Raw genomic sequence first — 4,753 nt, 5'->3', positions numbered from 1 at the left:
GCCGGGCGGGGGGAACGGCGCCGCGCCGGGCGGGGGGAACGGCGCCGCGCCGGGCGGGGGGAACGGCGCCGGGTGACGACGACGAGGATCCGCCGCTGCGGTGAGGCCGCGCTGCTGCTGGACTGTGCCGATCTTGCCGAGGCGGTGGCGCTGGCCGGCCGGGTGGAGCGGTTGCGCCCCGAGGCCGTGGACGTGGTGGCGGCGGCCCGCACCGTGCTGGTGACCGCGCGGGACGCCGCCGCCCTGCCCGCGCTGCGCCGGCGGCTCGAGGAGCTGCTGGCCCAGCGGCCGCCCCACCAGCCGGCTCCGCCGTTCGAGCCGTCGGTTCCGCCGCCCCACCCGTCGGCTCCGGCGCCCCGCGGTGGGACCGGCCACCCGGACGTGGGCGGAGCCGGCGGGGCGGTGGCGCAGCCGCCGGGGGTGGTGACGCTGGAGGTCCGCTACGACGGGCCGGACCTCGTGGCGGTCGCCGAGCTGGCCGGCGTGTCGACCGAGGCGCTGGTCCGCCGGCACACCGCCATCACGTGGCGGGCGGCCTTCGGCGGGTTCGCGCCCGGCTTCTTCTATTTGGTCGACGAGCGGGAGCTCGGCCCCGCACCGCTGCCCCCCGAGCCGCTGCACCCCGAGCCTCTGCCGGCGGTGCCGCGGCTGGCGTCCCCGCGGCCGCGCGTGCCGGCCGGGTCGGTGGGGCTGGCCGACCGCTTCTGCGCCGTCTACCCCGGCGCCTCGCCCGGCGGCTGGCGGCTGCTCGGCACCACCGACGCACCCCTGTGGGACGCGGGCCGCCCCGACCCCGCGCTGCTGGCCCCGGGGATCGCGGTCCGCTTCCGGGCCGTGCGACCGCGGGCCGAGGGCGCGACCCGATGAGCCTGATGGTCCTGCGGGCCGGCCCGTCCGCGCTGATCCAGGACCTGGGCCGGCCCGGCCACGCCTCGCTCGGGGTCACCGCCTCGGGCGCCGCCGATCGCGCCGCCGCCGCGCTGGCCCTGCGCTGCCTGGGGACCGACCCCGGCGCCGCGGTGCTCGAGGTGCTGCTCGGCGGGCTGGTGGTCATGACGGACACCCCGGTGGTGGTGGCGGTGACAGGGGCGCGGGGCCTCGTCGTCGTCACCACCTCCTCCGGCTCCCGCCGCCTCGCCGCCACCGGCGAGGTCCTCCGGCTGGAGGCGGGCTCGACGCTGGAGATCGGCCGTCCCGTCGCCGGGCTGCGCAGCTACCTGGGCGTGCGCGGGGGGATCGACGCGCCGCCCGTGCTGGGCAGCCGCTCGCGCGACACGCTGTCCGGGCTCGGGCCGCCGCCCGTCGTGGCCGGCGACGTGCTGGGCGTCGGCGACCGCGTGGTGGGCCCGTGGGCCGAGCACTGGCACGCGGCGGGCGACGGCGGACCCGCCGTGGACGCGGCGTCGGCCGGCGCGGTCGAGCTGGACGTGATCCCCGGTCCGCGCGACGACCTCTTCGCGCCCGAGGCCTGGGAGGTCCTGGCGGGGACGGGCCACGTCAGCGGGCACGCCGACAGGGTGGGGGTGCGCATCGACCCGGCCCGGCCGGTGCCCCGGCTGAGCGGCGGCGAGATCCCCAGCGAGGGCATGGTGCGCGGGGCCGTGCAGGTCCCGGCGGACGGCTCGCCGGTGGTGTTCGGGCCCGACCACCCGGTGACCGGCGGCTACCCGGTGATCGGGGTGCTGACCTCGCGGTCGGCGGACGTGATCTCGCAACTGTTGCCGGGAGCGCCGGTGAGATTCCGCAGGCTGCGGGGTTGACCGACTAGGGTGACGGCGCGGAACCGGCTAATCTGGGGTGTTGGTGTGCGCGGAATCACCGTCAACGTGTCCGTCCCTCACCGTCTAGACGACTCTTTTCGAGGTGAAAGCGAACCATGCCAGCGATCGTCCTGATCGGCGCCCAGTGGGGCGACGAGGGCAAGGGTAAGGCCACCGACATCCTGGGCGGCCGCGTGGACTACGTGGTCAAGCCCAACGGCGGCAACAACGCGGGCCACACCGTGGTGGTGGGCGGCGAGAAGTACGAGCTCAAGCTCCTGCCCGCCGGCATCCTCTCGCCCACGGCCGTGCCGGTGATCGGCAACGGCGTGGTGGTCAACCTCGAGGCGCTGTTCGAGGAGATCGACGGGCTCGAGGCCCGCGGCGCCGACACCTCCCGGCTGCGCATCTCCGCCGACGCCCACCTGGTCGCGCCGTACCACCAGACGCTGGACAAGGTCACCGAACGCTTCCTGGGCAAGAAGGCCATCGGCACCACCGGCCGCGGCATCGGGCCCACCTACGCGGACAAGGTCTCCCGCGTGGGCATCCGCGTGCAGGACATCTTCGACGAATCGATCCTGCGGCAGAAGATCGAGGGCGCGCTGCACCTCAAGAACCAGATCCTGGTGAAGGTGTACAACCGTCGGGCGGTGGAGGTCGAGGAGATGGTCGAGTACTTCCTCGGCTACGCCGACCGGCTGCGGCCCCTGGTCTGCGACTCCGCCCTCATGCTCAACCAGGCCCTGGACCGCGGCGAGTCCGTGCTCATGGAGGGCGGGCAGGCCACCATGCTGGACGTGGACCACGGCACCTACCCGTTCGTCACCTCGTCCAACCCCACCGCCGGCGGCGCGTGCGTGGGCGCCGGCGTGGGGCCCACCCGGATCACGCACTCCCTGGGGATCGTCAAGGCGTACACCACCCGCGTGGGCGCCGGGCCGTTCCCCACCGAGCTCTTTGACAAGTGGGGCGAGTACCTGCAGGTCACCGGCGGCGAGGTGGGCGTCAACACCGGCCGCACCCGGCGCTGCGGCTGGTACGACGCCGTGATCGCCCGGTACGCCGCCCGCGTCAACGGGTTCACCGACTACTTCCTCACCAAGCTCGACGTGCTCACCGGGATCGGCGAGATCCCCATCTGCGTGGCCTACGACGTGGACGGCGTGCGGCACGACGAGATGCCCATGACGCAGACCGACTTCCACCACGCCACCCCGATCTACGAGACCATGCCCGGCTGGGAAGAGGACATCACCGGCGCGCGCGAGTTCGGCGACCTGCCGCCCGAGGCGCAGGCGTACGTCCTGCGGCTCGAGGAGCTGGCCGGCTGCCACATGTCGTATATCGGCGTGGGCCCGGGGCGCGATCAGAACGTGGTGCGGCGCGACATTCTGGGCTGAGGCTTAGCGGCTGAGGGCGGCTGAGGGCGGCTGAGGGCTGAGGCCGACCCCGGCTGAGCCCGGCCGAGGGCCCCTGTGGATGGTCGTCGACCCCATCCACAGGAGCCTGGACCCGCTGGCGCGAGGCGCTCGCCGCCGCGGAGGATGGCGGAATGGCAGGAGGGGGCTCCGGCGTCGAGGCGCCGACGTCGGACGAGACGACCGCGTACGTGGCCGCGATCTTCAGGGGCCGACCCTTCCGCGGGGCCGCGGCCCTGGGGGCGGGAGTGCTCACCCGGCGCGAGCTGGCCGGCCGCTTCAGCCGCGTCTTCCCCGGGGTCTACGCGGCCGGGGCGGGGGAGCTGGAGGCGACGCTGCTGGTCCGGGCCGCGTGGCTCTGGGCGCCCGCCGGCACGGTGGCCTGCGGGTTCGCCGCGGCGGCGCTCCACGGCGAGCGCTACTTCGCCGCCGAGTGCGTGCACGGGGTGGTGGACCTGCTGAGTTCGTCGAGGCCGCAGGCGCCGCCCGGGATCCGCGTCCGGTTCGCCCGCGAGCTCGGCCCCGGGGCGCGGGGACACGCCGTGGACGGCACTCCCTGCACGTCGCCGGCCCGCACGGCGGTGGACCTGCTGAGATGGATCGACGACGACGAGGTGGCGATCGCGGTCACCGATTCCCTGTGCAACTCGACGCGAACACCCCTTCCCGACGTGGCCGCGGCGGCGCTGGCGATGCGACCCGCCCACGGGGTGTCCCGGGCGTTGGGCAGGCTGCCGCGCTGCGATCCCCGCGCCGATTCCCCGCCCGAGACCCGGCTGCGGCTGGCGATGGGACGGCACGGACTTCCGGTGCCGGACCTGCAGTTCGGTGTGGTCGACCTCGACGGGCGGCTGCTCGCCACGCCCGACCTGGGATACCGGTGGTGCCGCCTCGCGCTCTTCTACGACGGCCGGGAGTTCCACCGCGGTGAGCAGGGCCAATACGACGCCTACGTCACCGCCCGGATGAGTGAACTCGGATGGGAGGTCATGCGCGTCACCGACCGGATGGCGGCCTCGGAGCCCGTGCTGATGCGGCAGATCCGCGCCGCGGTCCGCCGGCAGATCGACCGGGGGCACGCCGCCGGCAGCCCGGAGTTGCACCGGCTCGGGGAGCGGTGGCGGGAGTGGTGAAGGCCCGCCGGCTCCCGGGTCGGGGGCTCCGCTCTCGGGGACTCGCTGGGGGGCTCCGCTCTGGGGGCCCCGCCCGGATGCGGGGCCCGCGAGGCGACCCGGTCCTGATTGCCGCGCTGAGGCGGTGTCATCGCTTGCGAGGGACAACGGGTGGGCCCAGGCGCGGAGGCCGGAGAGCGGCACTCAGCCCGCGGCCGCGCCCGCGGACCCCGCCGAGCCCGCGCCGAGCCCGTGCCCAGCCCGCCCAGCCGGCGCTGCTCCCGCGCCCAGCCCGCGCCGATCGCCGACTTGCTCGGGATCTGGTGCACTCTCCTCGAGGGTCGTGGCCACTTGCTCGAACTCTTGTACGCCGCTGCGGGGTGTCGCGTGCCCCGACCTCGAGCAGAATGTGCGAATCCTCGAGCAACCCCGCACGGACCTCGAGCAACCCCGCACGGAC

The 4,753-nt window shown here is 75.1% G+C and carries 4 protein-coding genes; all 4 read left to right on the top strand.

Going from position 1 to position 4,753, the window contains the following annotated elements:
* Positions 1-867: allophanate hydrolase subunit 1 (locus Q0444_RS00065; protein WP_299020321.1), on the top strand; the 867-nt coding region annotated here is incomplete at its 5' end.
* Positions 864-1,760, top strand: a complete 897-nt coding sequence (locus Q0444_RS00060; RefSeq protein ID WP_299020318.1) for a biotin-dependent carboxyltransferase family protein — start codon at positions 864-866, stop codon at positions 1,758-1,760. The genes Q0444_RS00065 and Q0444_RS00060, both read left to right, overlap by 4 nt.
* Positions 1,761-1,876: 116 nt before the next feature.
* On the top strand, positions 1,877-3,163 hold the full coding sequence (locus tag Q0444_RS00055; protein WP_299020315.1) for an adenylosuccinate synthase: 1,287 nt from the start codon (positions 1,877-1,879) through the stop codon (positions 3,161-3,163).
* A gap of 152 nt (positions 3,164-3,315) precedes the next feature.
* Positions 3,316-4,314, top strand: a complete 999-nt coding sequence (locus Q0444_RS00050) for a hypothetical protein (RefSeq protein WP_299020312.1) — start codon at positions 3,316-3,318, stop codon at positions 4,312-4,314.
* The last annotated feature ends 439 nt before the right edge of the window (positions 4,315-4,753 follow it).

The sequence above is a fragment of the uncultured Dietzia sp. genome (assembly GCF_937873725.1).
GTDB lineage: Bacteria > Actinomycetota > Actinomycetes > Mycobacteriales > Mycobacteriaceae > Dietzia.
The sequence above is the reverse complement of the archived record's forward strand: the minus strand, read 5'-3'. Positions and strand labels throughout refer to the sequence as shown.

Bases quoted from the DNA above. Each gene is read 5' to 3' on its own strand.
- Q0444_RS00060 (WP_299020318.1), top strand. From the start codon at position 864: ATGAGCCTGATGGTCCTGCGGGCCGGCCCGTCCGCGCTGATCCAGGAC.
- Q0444_RS00055 (WP_299020315.1), top strand. From the start codon at position 1,877: ATGCCAGCGATCGTCCTGATCGGCGCCCAGTGGGGCGACGAGGGCAAG.
- Q0444_RS00050 (WP_299020312.1), top strand. From the start codon at position 3,316: ATGGCAGGAGGGGGCTCCGGCGTCGAGGCGCCGACGTCGGACGAGACG.